Source organism: Bradyrhizobium sp. USDA 4473 (assembly GCF_054063335.1).
In genome coordinates this window covers 3,739,272-3,755,468 of the sequence record NZ_JBSSGE010000001.1, presented here as the reverse complement: position 1 = coordinate 3,755,468, position 16,197 = coordinate 3,739,272, and the positions used below count along the sequence as shown (strand labels likewise).

Here is a 16,197-nt window from a genome sequence, read left to right as displayed (position 1 = left end):
AAGGAGCCCCGCATGCGCGCGATCGCCCTCATTGCCGCCATTCTGTTCGCCCTCGCCGCGCCGGCCATCGCCGACGACCTCAGCGCCGCGCAGGACGTGATCCGCGCCCAGGAGCAGGCGTTCGGCCGCGACGATGCCGCCGGCGCCTATTCCTACGCCGCGCCCGCGATCCGGCAGATCTTTCCGCAGGCCGACATCTTCATGTCGATGGTGCAGAACCAATATGCGCCGGTCTATCGGCACCGGAGCTTCGAGTTCGGCGCGGCGCAGAGCGCGGGCGACCGGATCGCGCAGCGCGTCCACATCGTCGACGCCAACGGCGAGGCGTGGGAGGCGCTTTACACGCTGGAACGGCAGGCGGACGGCAGCCTGAAGATCACCGGCTGCTCGCTGCTCAAGGCCGGCCAGGCGGTGTGATCGCCGGATCGGATCGTTGCGCGAGGCCCTTTCCCGGCCCAAGCCTGTCTTCAAGCCAGTCGAAGATGACCTCATTGGCCAATGTCGGGTTGTCGATATGTCCCTGCATGGCGGCGGTTTCGCCACGCCGGAACAGGATCAAGCTGGCGTCGCGATGGACGCTGCTCAGCTGGTCGCCGAATTTGGCCAGGGCACCCGGCAGCAGCCAGCCGGCTTCACCGGCGGTGACGAGCAACGGGCAGTCGATGCCGCGTGAAATCGCGTTGGCTTCTTCGATCCAGCAGATCTGCCTGTCGTCGCCGATCTGCCGATGGAAGAAACTTCTTTCGTGCAAGTCCCACATTCCGGCGTCGCAAACCGCCGCGGCAAACCGGGCATCGCTGGCCGCCGCACGGGCGACGAGCGAGGAATTGCAGGCATCCGCCACGATGGCGATCCGCGTGCGATCGACGCCGGGCATTTCCGAAAGAAAGTCCAGCACACGGCTCATGGCGGCTTCGAACTTGTGGCCCTCGAGCCGTTCCGGCGGCAACGCCGTCTGGCTACCCAGCAGATCCACCGCGAGCAGCGCGAAGCCGCGCTCGTTGGCGTGAGCAGCGTATTTGGTGATCAATTCTTCCTTGTAGGAGCCCGGCTCGCCGATGCAGACGATGACCGGTCCATCGTCGCGAACAGCCGGCGGCAGGTAGCAGGCCTGAAGCGACAGGTCGTCGGTCCAGGGAATCGAGAGCAGCCGGCCGGCAGGAACGCGGTTCTCCAGGAACTTGAGCGCGCATCGCCGCATGCCGTCGACGGCGCGTTTCAACAGATCGTTAGAGTAGCCGGGAGGTCTCGCGGCGGCGTGAAAGTAAGTCGTGGCGCGAAGCCAGTTGCGACGGGCGGTGATCATGTTGCCGCTCAGCGACGACAATTCGGCCCTCGCCTCGTTCAGCTCCGCGGTCTTGATCCACTCCGCCGACCACGAACTCTCCGAAGCGAGGTCGATCTTGCTGAGGGTCAACCAGCATTCGGAAACCGTCGAGCCGCCCTCCTGGGCGGCGGCCAACAGCTTGATGAACTCCACCGACAGATCCTCGCGATCCGGCCAGGCGGGCCAGCCCTTGTCATCGAACTCGACGCTGCTCGACGAGACGCCATGCGCTTCATGGTGGTCATGCATGTTTCGTCAACTCGTTCGCACCCGGCTCCGCTGCCGGTACGCGTTATCGATACGAGTCCGCCAAATCGCGTCGACGATCCACCGCTTCGGCTGCCGCGCGACGTTGGCGGCGAAATCGCAAACGCCAGTCACCCAGCTCTCCTAAGAAATTATTCCAATGCGGCTTCATATAATTGAAGTAATTCAGCGGCAGCAATCGTCGATATGGCGGCGCAGGAATGCATTGCGCTTATGCCTGAGGGGCCGAATGTTGCCGCAGCAATCATTTGCCTAGTGGATGCTCAATACACCTCCCCTGCGTTGTCCAGCTCGCCTGTCGCGTGTGGCGAACCTGCTCTCGGCGCAGGCACGCTCACGGGATCGCGAGAATTGGTAGGCCGCCGGTCACTCGACTGTGACTCTGCCGCGTAGCCCTACGGACGCGCGACGACATTGCGCCGTTCGATCAGCACCGGACAGCTGGAAAGCGACGGTATTGTTGTCCTTGACGAGGTAGCCTTGCACCGCCAGCGCACGATCGCTCGACTTGATGAATCGCTCGACGAGATCGAGGAAGATCGAGAATTCCTCATCGTTCATGCAATCGAGCCAAACGTCATTGACGTCGGACTGCATCGGCGCGAGCGAGTCGAGAAGGGCGCAGCCGGCCGGCGTGACGGTCAGCTTGGTCCGGCGCCGATCATCCAGATCACCGGCCTTTTCGACCAGCCCCAGCTCGGTCAGGTGCTGGATCGTTTTGGTGACACCCGCGCTGGTCAACCGGAGATACGCAGCGACGGTGACCGGGAAGACGTCGCCGCTGGTCTCGAGATAACGGATCGTGGTCAGGATCGTGTACTGAATGCCGGCGATGCCGGCTTGCGCCGCGTAACCCTGGGTCAGGTGGTGATGGCGCGACGACAACGAATGCAGGCAACCCGTGAGGCGCTGCACTTGCAGCTCGGTCGTCTTCACGGGTCGATCGGTTTGCTGCGCCGAACCAGACGCCGCCGCGGAATGGGCCATCGAAGGTCTGCGGTGGCGGTTCGATCTCGCAATTGCCTTCGGCATACTGTGCCGCACTCCAACCCTAATTAGATGATATAGTCATATAATATTTTGCTCGTATCGCACATCACGATGCGGAGCAGTTTTCGATGCCGGGCTTCACGAGTCCGTGCGCCGCGGCAGCGCGACGGTTTTGCGCCGTGGGATCGGTTCACAGCCCTGAAGCGCGCGCGATTGGATCGCTCAAAATGAAGAACCTCCGGCAGGGCATTGCCGGAGGTTCTGGAGGTTAGTTCATGAAGATGTGTAATGTCTCCTCATCATCACGGCCGGCAGAGCAACCGACGCTTGGTTTGTACATGATAGACTAATGTTAGTAAATCATACAACAGGCTCTTCTTTCAAATTCGGAAGACGCTTTCAAAATCAAAGCCCCGACAGTTTCCCGTCGGGGCTCTGTTTGGCGATCAAGTCCGGATCAGCCGGATATTACCAGTTGCGCTGCGCGCGGAGCAGCAGGGTCAAGGTGTCCTGATCCTTCAGCTCGTACACCGCTGCCGGCTTGCCGATCGAGGCGCTGCCGGGATAGGTGATCGTGCCGGCGTACTTCTGATCGAGGTGGGTGTAGGTCAGGTCTGCCGAGAAGGTCAGGTTCTTGACCGGAGTCCACTGCGTCTGCGTGCCGATCTGCGCAATGTTGTAGTCCGGGTTGCACGAGGTCAAGCCGGCGGTACCGAACACCGCGCCGAACGAACCGCCAACACCGCTGCCGGTTGGTCCGCAGATCGCAGACTTCGCCGTATCGTTGTAGTGAATGCCCGCGTAAGCACCGTAGATGCTGGTGTTCCAGTTGGGGCTCCAGTTATGGATATACGCACCGCGCATGCCCCAGGTCTGGATCAACTGCTGCTGGCCGCCGTTGACGAACACGCTGTCCGGAGCCATGCCAAAGCCGATGCTCTGATAAGCGCCAGGAATGTTGGTCCCGCCGAAGTAGGTGACAGCGCCGGCGATCGACAGATCCTGGATGTTGTAACGGGTTGCACCGTCGGTGTAGACGCCCTGGATGTTGATGGTATCGCCAGGTCCGGTCGGGATGTTCTTGATCGACAAGGCCAGCTGAGCAGCCCAGCCCCACTTGTCGTCCGGATGACCGGTCAACTCGGTGCCGCCATAGTATGCTGCGTGGTTGTCATGCGCCGCGAACGACGCCTGGAACAGGCCCCAGGCCTGGTCGACGCGGAGAGCCGCGACGAGGTCCGGAGAAATCGTGCCGGCATAGTCGCTCGCGCCATACGCACCGAGGGCACCGCTACCGAGCGTACCGAGATTCTGCACGCCAGCCTGATAGTAGGCCGACTGATCCTGAGCCGACAGGGCGAGCGACACGCCGTTGCCGAACTGCGCGGTGTAGGTGAACTGGTTGACACCCGTGACCGTGCCGCCGCCGCCGACGAGACCGTCGAAGTTGTTGCCCGGATAGTTGGTCCACGGCGCCGAGAACTGCGAGACCGCCTTACCGATAGTGAAGCCCGCGAACTGGATAAAGGCGTAGTAGACGCCAAGCGTACCGGCAGCAACGCCGCCCGAGGTCGCGTTGTTCGGAGCGGCCGCCGTTCCGATCGGCGAGTAAACCGTCGCGCCGTTGCCTTGCCCACCGTAGGTGTCCGACGTCCAGCTGAAGGTCAGGTCGACATAGGTGCGAACCACGCCGTACTCGGTCGCGGTGCGGGTGTCGACGTTGAGGTCTTCACGCGAACGCCAGGTGTAGCCGTTGGTGAAGCGATTCTGTGCGCCACCAGCACCTGACGTGTTGCCGGAGGCGTCCGAGTTCGTGTTCGCGAGAACGTCGGCGCGCAAATAGCCGCCCAGCTTGATGCAGGTGTCGGTGCCGGGGATGAAGTAGAAGCCCGGACCATAGAGCGAGCAGACCTTCACGTACTCGACTGCCTTGGCCTTGACCGGAAGGTCGGCCGCCATGGCGCCGCTGCTTGCGACGAGAGTTGCCACCGAGCCCAACAAAAGGCCCTTAACGATCTTCATGCTATCCTCCAAGTGATGCCTTGCACTGCTGGCAAAGCGACAAAAGTTCCCGTTCCCGAAAACCGCTGCCGCGCAGCCATTTTCAAGATGCTCGTGGTCAACTCGGCCACTGCAGGCGTGAGATGGTGGATGCCCCCCATCTACGATGCGGAACAATGCAATTGGGCAGTCACATATTCAACTTATATTAGTTAGTCATTCTATCTTTGTGCACCCCTGTGTCATTCGGGCAACGCATCAACCAACATTTTTGTCAGGCCAGCTTCAAAAATCGCTCGATATCTGTGAAGATGAATTTTTGTTAAGGATGGTCATGACCGAGCGCAGATCGACCGACAAACTGCAAGACGCGGCCGAGCGACTGGCTTGGGAGATCGTCTCGACCAGCATGCGCCTTGAGGAATTGCGCAGCATCTGGGCCAAGATGATCGGAATCACCGGCCCACAATGGATGATCATGACTGTGCTGGCGAATGCCGAGGACCGCAATGTCGGCCTGCCCGTCGGCGCGGTGTCACGGGCGCTACGCGTCGATCAATCGTTCGTGGTGACGCAGTCAAAGCTGCTCGAAAAGAAGAACCTGCTGCGCCGGAAGAGTTCGACCGAGGATGCCCGGGTCGTGAACCTGTCGCTGACCGAGCACGCCAAGAAGCAGATGGCGAACCTGTCTTCGCAGCGCAAGGAATTGAACGAGTTCGTCTATGCCGATCTCGATCTACGTGAATTGCTGCAACTGACGGGCAAGATGGATTCGATCAAGAATCGCCTGGAAAAAGCGATCGCGAAAATCTCGGTCGATCTCTAACCGCTGCGCACTTTTCCGGATCATGGCATTTGCTGGGCATGATCTCCTCGGAAAACCGCCGCGCACTTTTCCGGATCATGCCAGTTGCTTGGGCATGATCTCCTCGGAAAACCGCCGCGCACTTTTCCGGATCATGCCAGTACCAGCCGATGTCGCGCCCGCATCAGCAGCAGCAGGATGATGCTGACATTGAGCAGGTTCCAGGCGAGGCCATTGGCGAAGGCCGCGGCATAGGAGCCGGAGGCGTCGAAGATCACGCCGGAGATCCAGCCGCCGAAGGACATGCCGAACACCGAGGCGAAGATCACGATGCCGATCCGGGTCGCGGCCTCCGAGGCCGGCATCGCCTCGCGCACGATGATGGCGTAGCTCGGCACGATGCCGCCCTGGAACAGGCCGAACATCGCCGAGATGATGTAGAGCGAGGTCAGGCTGTCGAAGAACAGGTAGAACAGCAGCGCCGCGCCCTGCGCGATCGAGCCGATCAGCAGCGTGCGGATGCCGCCGATCCGGTCCGCGAGGAAGCCGGAGCCGATCCGGCTGATGATGCCGAATCCGAGCATCAGCGACAGCATCTCGGCGCCGCGCGCCACGCCGTAGCCGAGATCGCCGCAATAGGCGACGATGTGAACCTGCGGCATCGACATCGCCACGCAGCAGGAGATCGACGCCAGCGACAGGATCGCGGTCAGCGCGTTGGTGGACAGGCGAAGGTCGACGCGCGGCGGCGGCGCGTTGACATGGCTGCGCCGGGTCGCCGCCCCCATCAACACACGGAGCACCATCAGCGCGAGCGTCATTGCGACCGCGGTGAAGATGCCGATCGCGATATGGGTGGTGCGCCAGCCGACACTCTGGATGCCGAAATTGACCAGCGGCGGCCATACCGTGCCGCCAACATAATTGCCGCTGGCGGCGATCGCGACCGCGAGGCCGCGGTAGCGCTCGAACCAGTGCGAGGCTTCCGCCATCAGGGGGCCGAAGGTCGCGGCCGACGACAGGCCGATGGCGAAATGCAGCAGGATGAAGGTCCAGATCGACGGCGCATAGCCGGCGCCGACATAGCCGAGGCCGAGGATGCCGATCCCGGCGCCGATCGCGGCGACGATGCCATAGCGATCGCTGATCTTGCCGGTTACGACCTGGCCGATGCCGAAGCCGAGCATCACCATGGTGAAGGCGAGCGAGGCCGTTCCGCGCGTCGCGCCGAAGTCGGCTTGCACCACCGGCAGCGCCACCACCACCGACCACATGCCGACGCTGCCGAGCGAACCGATCACCACGGCGACGACAAGACGGAGCCATGCCCGACGCGAGTCGGGAATGAATGATGCGACTTCAGGAGAAAATTCAGAAGAAATTGCCACGGCAGCCGGAACTTCGTCGGCATTTGCCTCAAGGTCAAGCGCATTGCCGAGAGATTAGGCATGCAGCAGCAAGGGGACGCGCCGAACTCACCAACGCGTGAAGTGCCTCAATTGCCGTAGTTCGGATCCTGCGCCTGGAACGGGCCGCAGCTCGCGCCGATGCCGAACCGCTGATCGAAATCCACGATGCCGCCGCTGACCGGGATGCGGGTCGGCGGCAGGCCGCGGGTGTACTGGTCGACCGTGACAGATTTCTTGTCGGCGCTCATCGTCACATGCACCGGCTCAAGGCCCTTGCCCTTGTTGAGCTCGGTCAGATCGAGCGTGTAGAAGCCGTCCGCTGTCTTGCCGGCAGCCATGCCGCCATGCGGCGCGAACACGACCGATTGCGGCAGGTAGACCTCCATCAGAACGCCGTTCCCCTTGCAGGAGATCATGCGGATCAGCCAGGTCCGGTCGTCCGGCAGCGTTGCGGCCGATGCCGGCACCGAAAGCAGCGCAATTGCCGCAGTAAGAGCTGCCGTGACGGTTCGTCCGGCCCGGTTCGACATGGAGGCCTCCGGCGGCTGAGTGGCGTTGTTGGCGTTTGGTCGGAGACTGCGCCGCGAAAGTTCAAACGGCGTCGTGCACTGCAGCGGTCGCGACGACCCGATCGACCGGGAATATCGCCCATCGTTCCGCGATCCATGCTGACGAGAAAACTGCTACAATGCGAGCCGGTTCACATTGGCGTCCCGCCACCCGGACCTATCATCCCGCCGGATGGCGCGCAGCTCGCAAGGTATCAGGATCGAAGCGCTTAACTGTCGGAGGGTCATCATGCATTCGTCGTCAGCAGAGTGGTTGCCCGTTGCGTCGGCGCCATCGGACCGGGAGCTCGAGGTCTGTGTCCTCGACTATGATGGCATGGTGCATGCGCTGATGTTCCCCTGCCACCGCGACGGCGCCGCGTGGGTCGACCATGCCGGCAGCAAGCATCCCGACATCCAGCCGACGCATTGGCGCAAATGGATGCCGTCCGCCAACTAGCGCCATCATGACCGGACCGAGACGGCCACCGCCGATCTCGCACCGCTCGTGAAATTGAGCTAGACTTGCCGTGTGAGGTTCAAGGGTGGGCCAGGAGGCTCGTCATGGAATCACACGTGATCCCTTTTGAAAATCGCTGGACCAACGGCAAGCATGCCTGGGAGTAGCATTGCGAGCTCGAATGGCTGGGCGTGCCGGTCGTTCGGACGATGTATTGCGAGCATGAGACGCACCGTCCCAACAAGTCGGCCGTGGTGTTCGATATCCCTGCGGGCTTTGTCCACGACTGGCTGGCCTTCCACGACCGGCGCGACGCCCGGCGGCAATTGCTGTGGCGCGCCAGCGTCATCACGCTCGGCCTGATCGCCGCGTCGGGCGCGGTGCTCGGTGTGCTGAGATAGGCCGCGATCCCGCCCCGGAACAGCCGGACGGTCCGCCCCGCCCTTTCCGGCCGGGAATCCTTAGGCCAATCCCCTGCTCGAACGCCTGCGACGTCCGGCGCGGCCCTTCCACGGCACTTATTAACCCTTTGCTAACCATACACCCGGCAAGAATTGCCGAGTGAAGTCGAGTGTCGTCGAACGCGTCTAACGGGCGGAGATCCCCGTGAACGCCAGCGCGGTGCCTCACTTTCGGAACGGCGGCCCTGCGGCCGTCGCGCAGACGCTTGGCGGCCGCGGCCGCCAGTCGCGGGGGAGAGCGGCTACCATGGTCGACGTCACGGCGGGTCAGGGCACGGCAGGCAAAAGCGGATTGCCGAGCCTCGGCGAGATCGGCGACATCCTCAAGCGCGGCGACCTCGCGCTGGCACTCGGCGTCCTCACCATCCTGGTGGTGCTGATCCTGCCGCTGCCTTCGATCGTGCTCGACCTCTTCCTGGCGGTCTCGATCACGGTCTCGATCCTGATCCTGATGACCTCGCTGTTCATCCAGGCGCCGCTGGAATTCTCCTCGTTCCCGACCATCCTGCTGATCTCGACCATGCTGCGGCTGTCGCTGAACATGGCCTCGACCCGGCTGATCCTGAGCCATGGCCACGAGGGCACGGCTGCTGCCGGCCACGTCATCGAGGCGTTCGGCAATTTCGTGATGGGCGGCAACTTCGTGATCGGCATCATCGTGTTCGCGATCCTGGTGATCGTGAACTTCGTGGTCATCACCAAGGGTTCGGGCCGCATCGCCGAAGTCGCGGCGCGCTTCCAATTGGACTCGATGCCCGGCAAGCAGATGGCGATCGACGCCGACCTGTCCGCCGGCCTGATCGACGAGAAGGCCGCCAAGGAGCGCCGCAAGGCGCTGGAGGACGAGAGCGGCTTCTTCGGCGCGATGGACGGTGCCTCGAAATTCGTCCGCGGCGACGCCATCGCCGGCCTCCTGATCGTCGGCATCAACATCGTCGGCGGCATCATCATCGGCGTCGCCCAGCAGGGCCTCTCCTTCAGCGAAGCCGCCCGCACCTACACCGTGCTGACGGTCGGCGACGGCCTCGTCACCCAGGTGCCGGCGCTGATCGTCTCGACCGCGGCCGGCCTGTTGGTCTCCAAGGCCGGCATCACCGGCGCCGCCGACAAGGCGCTGATGCGCCAGCTCTCCGGCTATCCGCAGGCGCTCGGCATGTCGGCTGGCGTCATGCTGGTGCTGGCGCTGCTGCCGGGCATTCCGACGCTGCCGTTCCTCGCGCTCGGCTCCGGCGCCGCGGTGTTGGCCTGGAACGCGCGCAACCAGAAGCGGGCGGCGAAGGCGGCCGAAACAGCGGCAGCGGCTGCACCGGCTGCGGCCGCGGCCGCCGCCGCTGCCGCCGCGGAGGAGCCGATCGCCGCCGCGCTGAAGATCGACGACCTCAAGATCGAGCTCGGCTACGCGCTGCTGCCGCTGGTCAACGGTCCCGACGGCACCGACCGCCTCACCGAGCAGATCAAGGCGCTGCGCCGCTCGCTTGCGATCGAGATGGGTTTTGTGATGCCGGCGGTGCGCATCCTCGACAACGTCCAGCTCGAGGCCAACAGCTACGTCATCAAGATCAAGGAAGTCGACGCCGGCACCGGTAAGATCTGGCCGAGCCAGTTCATGGTCATGGACCCGGCCGGCAACCAGGTGCAGCTCCCCGGCATCCACACCATGGAGCCTACCTTCGGCCTGCCCGCGACCTGGGTCGACGCCGGCCTGAAGGAAGAGGCCGCGCTGAAGGGCTACACCGTGGTCGATGCCGCCACCGTGCTGTCGACCCATCTGACCGAGCTGCTCAAGACCAACATGGCGGATCTGTTGTCCTATGGCGAGGTGCAGAAGCTCCTGAAGGACCTGCCGAAGGAGCAAGGCGAGCTGATCAAGGACATCGTGCCGAGCCAGGTTACGGTGTCAGGTATCCAGCGCGTGCTGCAATTGCTGCTCGCCGAACGGATCTCGATCCGCGACCTTTCGACCATCCTCGAGGGCATCGCCGATGCGCTGGCGTTCTCGCGCAACCCGGCCACCATGGTCGAGCATGTCCGCGCCCGGCTGGCGCGGCAGATCTGCGCCCAGAACACCTCGCCGAACGGCTATCTGCCGCTGATCGCGCTGTCGGCGCGCTGGGAGCAGGCATTCGCGGAGTCGATCGTGGGCCAGGGCGACGACCGCAGCCTGGCGATGCAGCCCTCGAAACTGTCGGAGTTCATGACCGCGGTGCGCAATGCCTTCGAGCAGGCGGCGCGCGAAGGCGAGGCGCCGGTGCTGGTGACATCGGCCGCGATCCGGCCGTTCGTTCGCTCACTGGTGGAACGGTTCCGCTCGCAGACCACCGTCCTGTCGCAGGCCGAGATCCATCCCCGGGCCCGGCTGAAGACCGTCGGCAGCGTGTAGAGCGTGCGTTCTGATCGGATCGGAACGCTCTAGCGGCCGCAAATCATTTGCGTTTTCGTCTGTGTTTTCTCGCCACAGGCAACTGATTTATGTGGAACGGACCGGATCGGCCCCATCTGGAATGCAACATTCCAGCGTCAGACCAAGCTACTGATATTACAAAGCTTTAGTTCGATCCAGGATTACCAAAGCGTCATTTTTGATCGCGACCGATCACGTCTCATCACGCCCTTGTGATGGCCTCTAGGGAACGGAATCGGCAAATCCTACGTTAGCGAGGCACGAGACGTTGAACCGGGCAACAGACCAGACCGACAGATTTACTGAGAGCAGGAAGGCGGCAGGAGACTTCCATGAACCACTCGATCTACAGCGCTGATCGTACGACGCACCTGAAGATTGTGGTCGTGGCCTTGGTCGCCGGTATCCTGGTCGCTGGTTTCGGCATCTCGGCGCACAATTCGTCGGACGAGGGTTACACCCAGACCGCACGTGTGATGAAGGCCGGTAAGCCGGTCGCGATCACGAGTTCGGGCACGTCGCTGGTCCGCTAACAGGAGAGTTTCACGAATTCACGTGGTGTTCTTTACAGCCCCCCAAAGTCGCTACGTGGATATTTAAGACCCCCAACTACCCCCAAGTTGACTATCGAAAACGCCCGCTCCCCACGGGCGTTTTCTTTTTTGTGCGGATGGTGGGTTCAACGCCGGTGCCGACTGACGGCGCGCACAGCTCTCTCCACGTCATTGCGAGCGTAGCGAAGCAATCCATCGTTCCGCGTGCTGGGTGACCATGGATTGCTTCGCTTCGCTCGCAATGACAACGAATAGCCAATGCCCACGGCCGCGCATGAGGGAGCGGCAACGCCTACCGGGGCGGCGTGTTCGTCCCGCCCGGCACGGTCTCGATCAGCTTGCCGGTGAAGATCGGCGCCGAGGTCGGCTGGCCGTTCGGCGAACCGCCGGCCTGTTCCACCGTCACCGCGTAGGTCGCGCCGTTGACCACGTCGGGGTCGTAGCCCGACAGCACCGGCCGCGCGGTGAACTCATCGGCGCCGATCACGCCGAGCGAGCGCGGCTGCGGCAGCTTGTCGGAGATCAGCCAGAGCTCAAAGCTCTTGCCGGGCTCGGCGGTGGCGCCGACCTTGCGGACGGTAAAGTTCTTGGTCGCGCCGTCGATGGTCATGATGAAGGCAGGCCCGCCATTCGGCCCCTGCAGCAGCGCGACATATTGCGCCGAAGGCGTGAGTGCCGGCGCCGGCGTCTTCACTTCCACGGTCTGGATCCGCGGCTTCGGCCGGATCGCATTCGGCAACGCGTCGGGCTTGTAGATCTGCAGGCCAAGCGTCACCAGCAGTGCCGCCGCGATCGCGGTCGCCGCCGACGCGATACCGCGCCAGCGCCTCACGCGGCCCGCCAGCGCGATCATGTTGGTGCCGTCGTTGACGCCAAAACGCGGCTGGACCGGTGGCCGCCGGATCTCGGCCGGCTGCGGGATTTCTGACGGCCGAGACGGCTCCGGATCGAACGCAGAGCCGAATTCGGGATCGTCGGCAAGCGGCGGCGCTGTCGTCGCGGCCGGCGTCTCCGGCAGCACCAGCGGCGCCTGCGGCGCGCCGGCATGGCCGATCGCCGTCTTGATGTTCTCCCAGACCACCGGACGCGGCTCGACCAGGCCGACCATCTGGTTCAGCGGCCCCAGCCTGAATTCCCAGGCCTGCACCAGCGCGGCGAATTCGCTGTCGACGGCCATCATGGTCTCGACCCGGGTGCGCTCATCGGCATCGAGCGTACCGAGCGCATATTCCGCGGCGAGCGCGATATGGTCTTCGCTAATGGCCATCAATCAGAGTCCAAGACACTCCCGGATATCCATCAGGCTGCGGCGCAGCCAAGTCTTCACCGTGTTCACCGGCGTCTCGAACTTTGCGGCGAGTTGCTCGCGGCTCCAGCCGTTGTAATAGGCGAGCAGCACGAGCTTCTGACGATCCGGCTCCAAACGACCGACGCACTCCAGCAATCGCTTCAACTCTTCCGTCATCTCACGCCGCGCCAGCGGATCGGGCGAGTCGGCGGCAACCTCCGTCGCAGCCGGCTCGTCCTCCAGCGAGGTTTCGCCGCGCTTGCGCACCACGTCGATGGCCCGATTGCGCGCGATCGACGTCATCCACGTGATCGGGGAAGACAGCGCCGGATTGAACTGCCCGGCGCTGTTCCAGATCTTGACGTAAGCCTCCTGAATGACCTCCTCGGCGAGGTCCTGTCGCCGCAAGATACGGAGCACGACACCGAAGAGTTTCGCGCGGGTGGCGACGTACAGCCGCTCGAAGGCGGCCTCATCGCCCTTGGCGACGGCGGCGATCAGCCAGACCAGCTCAGCCGGCGTCAGCATCTTGCGCCCCCCAAGCCCGCCCCCAAGCCTGCATCCCCCATCGCTTCCTTGCCACCCGCGCTGCCGATCATGGTCTGGACCGGTGGTAGCATATTTTGGGACACCGCCATCCGCCAAGTGCGCTGACGAGTGCTGACAAGTGGCTGAGAGGCGGCCGGCTTGTGGACAGTGCCCAGCAAAAAGCCCGGGCGATCGGCCCGGGCTCGCAAATCTGGTCAGCGGAGGGAGCGAGACTTCAGGCGATGACGCCGAGACGGGCCCGCATCAGGCCGATCGAATCCATGTCGGCTTGCTCGCGGGCGCTCTCCTCCGCACGTTCGCGCGCCTGGTCGCGCTCGTCGAGCAGTTCGACCTTCTTCAATTCCTCGAACGCCTCCGACAACAGCGCCTTGGCGTCGTCGAGCTGGGCGCGCAGTTCGTCGGCCGAGCGGGTCAGGTTTTCCCGGCGCTGGATCGCGGCCTTGGCATAGGTGGGATAGGCGAAGTGCGTGGGGTCGTTGATCCCGGCGCGCTCCTGCTCGGTCTGGATCTCGCGCTCGAGTTCGATGGACATGCGCTGGAAGTCGGCGATCATGCCCTCGATCTGGGTAACCCGGCGGCGCTTTTCATCGACCTGAAATTTCTTCAGGCGGATCAGCGTTTCACGTGACTTCATCGACTCATACTCCCCAGAAGTCCCAAATCTGAACGCGGGACAGAGCCGGCTCCCCGCTGGGCCCCGCCGGCATAGCTATGGTCCGGAGATGATGGCCTGACAAAGTTAGCGTTCCGTTTCCAAACCCGACAGGATTTGAGCGAGTTGCCGGTAGCCGTCGCCGAGGCTGGTCGCCTCCTCCTTGGCCTGGCGCAGATAGGCCTCGAGCGGCTCATGCAGCCGGATCGCCTCGTCGACCTCGGGGCTGGAACCCGGCCGGTAGGCGCCGAGCCGGATCAGTTCCTCCATGTCGGAGTAGGTCGCCATCACCTGCCGCGCCTTGTTGATGAAGGGCAGGAAGTTGGGATCGGCCGATTTCGGCATGGTGCGCGAGACCGACTTGAGGATGTTGACCGCGGGGTAGCGGCCGCGCTCGGCGATCGCCCGCTGCATCACGATATGGCCGTCGAGGATGCCGCGCACCGCGTCGGCGATCGGCTCATTGTGATCGTCGCCGTCGACCAGCACCGTGAAGATCGCGGTGATGGTGCCGTTGCCGGTGCCCGGCCCCGCCCGCTCCAGGAGTTTCGGCAATTCGGTGAACACGGTCGGCGTGTAGCCTTTGGCGGTCGGCGGCTCGCCGGCCGAGAGCCCGATCTCGCGCTGCGCCATCGCAAAGCGCGTCACCGAGTCCATCAGGCACAGCACGTCCTGGTCCTCGTCGCGGAAATACTCGGCGATGGCGAGCGTCAGATACGCTGCCTGGCGCCGCATCAGCGCCGGCTCGTCGGAGGTCGCGACCACCACGACGGAGCGCGCCAGGCCCTCCTCGCCGAGATCCTCCTGGAGGAATTCCTGCACCTCGCGGCCGCGTTCGCCGATCAGCCCGATCACCGAGATCGCGGCATCGACATTGCGTGCCAGCATCGACAGCAGCACCGACTTGCCGACGCCGCTTCCGGCGAAGATGCCGAGCCGCTGGCCGCGGCAGCAGGTGAGAAAGGTGTTGAGGCCGCGGACGCCGAGATCGAGCGGCGGACCGACCCGCTTGCGCGAATGCGCCGGCGGCGGCGAGTTGCGGTAGGACATCGGCGAGGCGCCCTGCGGCAGCGGGCCCTTGCCGTCGATCGGCTCGCCCATCGCGTTGACGACGCGGCCGAGCCAGGCGGGCGACGGCCGCACCTGGCTCGCCGCATTGGCGATCACGGCGCGGCAACCGCGCCTGACGCCCTCGAGCCCGCCGAACGGCATCACCACCGCGTTCTCGCCGGAGAAGCCGATCACCTCGGCCGGGATGAAGCGGCCTGCGCCGACGTCGATCACGATGCGGGCACCGACCGACATCGCGTGAATCGGGCCAGCGATCTCGACCATGAGGCCGCGGACGCCGACCACGCGGCCATATATATTGACGCCGTCGATGTCGCCGATCTGCTCCGCGAGCGCCTTCATTGCGAAAACCTTAAGTTTCCGCGATTTTGCTCCAGCCGCTTAACTTCGTGTTTACCCGCATCATTAATCATTGCGTCACTGTCTTTGGTGACTGAGGTCGCTTGCCCATCAGAAGAAGGGCGAGTCGCGAGAGTCGGTTAGGCCCGGCTCTTAATGTGGAATCTGAACGGGCACGGTTAGGAAAAGCTTCTTCTACGCAATATCTTAGGGCGATTCGACAAAAATTGCACGGTTAGAGCTTGCGTGAAGGAATCAGTTTTTGTTAACCATATCTCGTCAGGATCCGAATCAGTTGTTCAAAGGCGTTTTGTGAGTGCCGCAAGTGCGGCCGACCTGACGCCCGGAGCGGCGACTATAGGGGACTGGCATGCGCGTTTTGCTAATTGAAGATGATAGCGCCGTCGCGCAGTCGATCGAATTGATGCTCAAATCCGAGAGTTTCAACGTCTATACGACGGACCTCGGTGAAGAAGGCGTCGATCTCGGCAAGCTTTACGACTACGACATCATCCTGCTCGACCTCAACCTGCCCGACATGTCCGGCTACGACGTGCTCAAGCAGCTCCGGGTCTCGAAGATCAAGACCCCCATTCTGATCCTCTCGGGCCTCGCCGGCATCGAGGATAAGGTCAAGGGTCTCGGCGTCGGCGCCGACGACTACATGACCAAGCCCTTCCACAAGGACGAGCTGGTTGCCCGCATCCACGCGATCGTGCGCCGCTCCAAGGGGCACGCCCAGTCGGTGATCCAGACCGGCGATCTCGTGGTCAATCTCGACACCAAGACGGTCGAGGTCGGCGGCCAGCGCGTGCACCTCACCGGCAAGGAATACCAGATGCTGGAGCTGCTCTCGCTCCGCAAGGGCACCACGCTCACCAAGGAAATGTTCCTCAATCACCTCTACGGCGGCATGGATGAGCCGGAGCTGAAGATCATCGACGTCTTCATCTGCAAGCTCCGCAAGAAGCTCGCCAACGCCTCCGAGGGCCGCAACTTCATCGAGACCGTGTGGGGCCGCGGCTACGTGCTGCGCGAGCCGCACGAGGCCGACGAGCGCATTCCCGCCTGACGC

16 protein-coding genes are annotated in these 16,197 nt (G+C 63.5%); 7 read left to right on the top strand and 9 right to left on the bottom strand.

Translation table 11 applies throughout. The features are described from left to right. Positions 1-12 precede the first annotated feature (12 nt). The gene (locus ACVW17_RS17415) at positions 13-417 is read left to right on the top strand and encodes a DUF4864 domain-containing protein (RefSeq protein ID WP_456797700.1); all 405 of its coding nucleotides are present in this window, start codon (positions 13-15) and stop codon (positions 415-417) included. On the opposite strand, the gene ACVW17_RS17410 is transcribed toward ACVW17_RS17415, so the two are convergent. From ACVW17_RS17410 to ACVW17_RS17400, 3 genes are all read right to left on the bottom strand, one after another. Next, positions 395-1,480, bottom strand: a complete 1,086-nt coding sequence (locus ACVW17_RS17410; RefSeq protein WP_456797699.1) for an alpha/beta hydrolase family protein — start codon at positions 1,478-1,480, stop codon at positions 395-397. The genes ACVW17_RS17415 and ACVW17_RS17410 overlap by 23 nt on opposite strands. A gap of 480 nt (positions 1,481-1,960) precedes the next feature. Beyond that, positions 1,961-2,581 carry a MarR family winged helix-turn-helix transcriptional regulator gene (locus tag ACVW17_RS17405; RefSeq protein WP_456797698.1) on the bottom strand — a complete coding sequence of 207 codons (621 nt, stop codon included), beginning with the start codon at positions 2,579-2,581 and terminating at the stop codon, positions 1,961-1,963. A 471-nt stretch (positions 2,582-3,052) separates the two neighbouring features. Beyond that, the gene (locus ACVW17_RS17400; RefSeq protein WP_456753015.1) at positions 3,053-4,606 is read right to left on the bottom strand and encodes a porin; all 1,554 of its coding nucleotides are present in this window, start codon (positions 4,604-4,606) and stop codon (positions 3,053-3,055) included. A 145-nt stretch (positions 4,607-4,751) separates the two neighbouring features. On the opposite strand from ACVW17_RS17400, the gene ACVW17_RS17395 reads away from it, so the two are divergent. Then, complete coding sequence (locus ACVW17_RS17395; protein WP_456797697.1) at positions 4,752-5,411, top strand: MarR family winged helix-turn-helix transcriptional regulator; 660 nt, start codon at positions 4,752-4,754, stop codon at positions 5,409-5,411. 131 nt (positions 5,412-5,542) lie between these two features. Here ACVW17_RS17395 and ACVW17_RS17390 read toward each other — a convergent pair whose 3' ends face one another. Together ACVW17_RS17390 and ACVW17_RS17385 are read right to left on the bottom strand one after the other, a co-directional pair. Then, positions 5,543-6,691 (bottom strand): MFS transporter, encoded by a 1,149-nt coding sequence (locus tag ACVW17_RS17390; protein ID WP_456797696.1) that lies wholly within the window; start codon positions 6,689-6,691, stop codon positions 5,543-5,545. A gap of 194 nt (positions 6,692-6,885) precedes the next feature. Continuing rightward, entirely contained in the window at positions 6,886-7,329 is a 444-nt protein-coding gene (locus tag ACVW17_RS17385; protein ID WP_456753012.1) for a hypothetical protein, read from the bottom strand. A 268-nt stretch (positions 7,330-7,597) separates the two neighbouring features. On the opposite strand from ACVW17_RS17385, the gene ACVW17_RS17380 reads away from it, so the two are divergent. From ACVW17_RS17380 to ACVW17_RS17365, 4 genes are all read left to right on the top strand, one after another. Beyond that, positions 7,598-7,807, top strand: a complete 210-nt coding sequence (locus ACVW17_RS17380) for a hypothetical protein (protein ID WP_456753011.1) — start codon at positions 7,598-7,600, stop codon at positions 7,805-7,807. A gap of 191 nt (positions 7,808-7,998) precedes the next feature. Next, complete coding sequence (locus ACVW17_RS17375) at positions 7,999-8,208, top strand: hypothetical protein (RefSeq protein WP_456753010.1); 210 nt, start codon at positions 7,999-8,001, stop codon at positions 8,206-8,208. Between the two features lie 307 nt (positions 8,209-8,515). Continuing rightward, positions 8,516-10,648 carry a flagellar biosynthesis protein FlhA gene (flhA, locus tag ACVW17_RS17370; protein ID WP_456753009.1) on the top strand — a complete coding sequence of 711 codons (2,133 nt, stop codon included), beginning with the start codon at positions 8,516-8,518 and terminating at the stop codon, positions 10,646-10,648. A 353-nt stretch (positions 10,649-11,001) separates the two neighbouring features. After that, a complete protein-coding gene (locus ACVW17_RS17365) occupies positions 11,002-11,202 on the top strand; it encodes a hypothetical protein (RefSeq protein ID WP_229188127.1) in 201 nt (66 codons plus the stop codon). Positions 11,203-11,515: 313 nt separating this feature from the next. Here ACVW17_RS17365 and ACVW17_RS17360 read toward each other — a convergent pair whose 3' ends face one another. The 4 genes from ACVW17_RS17360 to fliI all read right to left on the bottom strand — a co-directional run bounded on the left by ACVW17_RS17360 (position 11,516) and on the right by fliI (position 15,125). Next, positions 11,516-12,490: an anti-sigma factor gene (locus ACVW17_RS17360; RefSeq protein ID WP_456753008.1), complete on the bottom strand. Its 975-nt coding sequence runs from the start codon at positions 12,488-12,490 to the stop codon at positions 11,516-11,518. Between the two features lie 3 nt (positions 12,491-12,493). Beyond that, the gene (locus ACVW17_RS17355; RefSeq protein WP_456753007.1) at positions 12,494-13,039 is read right to left on the bottom strand and encodes a sigma-70 family RNA polymerase sigma factor; all 546 of its coding nucleotides are present in this window, start codon (positions 13,037-13,039) and stop codon (positions 12,494-12,496) included. Positions 13,040-13,274: 235 nt separating this feature from the next. Then, positions 13,275-13,694 carry a flagellar export protein FliJ gene (fliJ, locus tag ACVW17_RS17350; protein ID WP_456753006.1) on the bottom strand — a complete coding sequence of 140 codons (420 nt, stop codon included), beginning with the start codon at positions 13,692-13,694 and terminating at the stop codon, positions 13,275-13,277. A gap of 105 nt (positions 13,695-13,799) precedes the next feature. Next, complete coding sequence (fliI, locus tag ACVW17_RS17345) at positions 13,800-15,125, bottom strand: flagellar protein export ATPase FliI (protein WP_456753005.1); 1,326 nt, start codon at positions 15,123-15,125, stop codon at positions 13,800-13,802. 367 nt (positions 15,126-15,492) lie between these two features. On the opposite strand from fliI, the gene ctrA reads away from it, so the two are divergent. Further along, a complete protein-coding gene (gene ctrA / locus ACVW17_RS17340) occupies positions 15,493-16,194 on the top strand; it encodes a response regulator transcription factor CtrA (RefSeq protein ID WP_016848562.1) in 702 nt (233 codons plus the stop codon). Positions 16,195-16,197 lie beyond the last annotated feature (3 nt).